1 protein-coding gene is annotated in these 915 nt (G+C 56.8%); it reads right to left on the reverse strand.

What is annotated here, in order from left to right; all coding sequences use genetic code 11:
• Positions 1–109: 109 nt before the first annotated feature.
• Entirely contained in the window at positions 110–436 is a 327-nt protein-coding gene (locus QMX98_RS34755) for a DUF3077 domain-containing protein (protein WP_010462680.1), read from the reverse strand.
• Positions 437–915 lie beyond the last annotated feature (479 nt).

A 915-nucleotide genomic window follows, 5' to 3' on the forward strand; every position in this document is an offset into this window, starting at 1 on the left:
AGCCTGCTCGCGAAAGCGGTGTATCAGCCAACCTTGATAGTGGCTGACACGACGCCTTCGCGAGCAGGCTCGCTCCCACAAGGGGCGGCGGTGTTTCATGTCTGTGCGCTTACTGGCACTCAGGCAGCCCTTCTTCTGATTCGGTCTTCGTCCGGGCCGGTCGCGGCGTCAGCACCTTCACAACATCATCAATCACGGCTTTGCCCATCGCCGTCAGATAGTGAGCGGCCCAGGCGTGGCGGTCGGTGTCTCTTGCGTAGGCAGCATCCTCGGCGAATGATTTGCCGAGGAACAGCAGGTCAGAGGCTTGTGACAAGGCATCAACGATGGGGACGCCGGCGCGGACGTTGAATAGCGCCTGATCCGGGCAGTAGATGAGTGGGGTGTAGCCTATGGTTTTTAATTCTGAGATCGCGGTTGAATCAATTTTAGTCATGGTCATTCTCCAGCATTAGAGGAGTCGCCACGTTCGTTTCCAAGCGAATGGGTGGCGGCTGTACGCAGGTTGGAAACCGGGGACCATAGAACCGGCACGCCCGAAGGCGTCCCACGCACAGCCGCCATAACACCAGGTTCGCAGTCGTTAAAACGTCTGGAATCGATGTGGAGGTGCTGTTGCGCTGTGATCCGACGGGTTTCCAAGCCCGATCGCTGAATGGTCAGCGACGTCCGGAGAGTATCCCGTCGAAGAAAAACGCAACAAGGCGGCAAAGTGCCCAAACACGAGATTCGGAGTTTGCCTACAAGCTGTGCGGGCGTCTTCCGATATTGCGACACCGGAAGTAAACGAAACTAAACAGGCTGGACGAATTTACGATGGCGGAACGTCGATGAGATCCCTTGTAGGAGTGAGCCTGCTCGCGATAGCGGACTGAAATTCACCATCGTTGTATCCGACAGATCGCTATCGCGAGC

This window comes from Pseudomonas sp. PS02303 (assembly GCF_029959925.1).
Lineage (GTDB): Bacteria > Pseudomonadota > Gammaproteobacteria > Pseudomonadales > Pseudomonadaceae > Aquipseudomonas > Aquipseudomonas mandelii.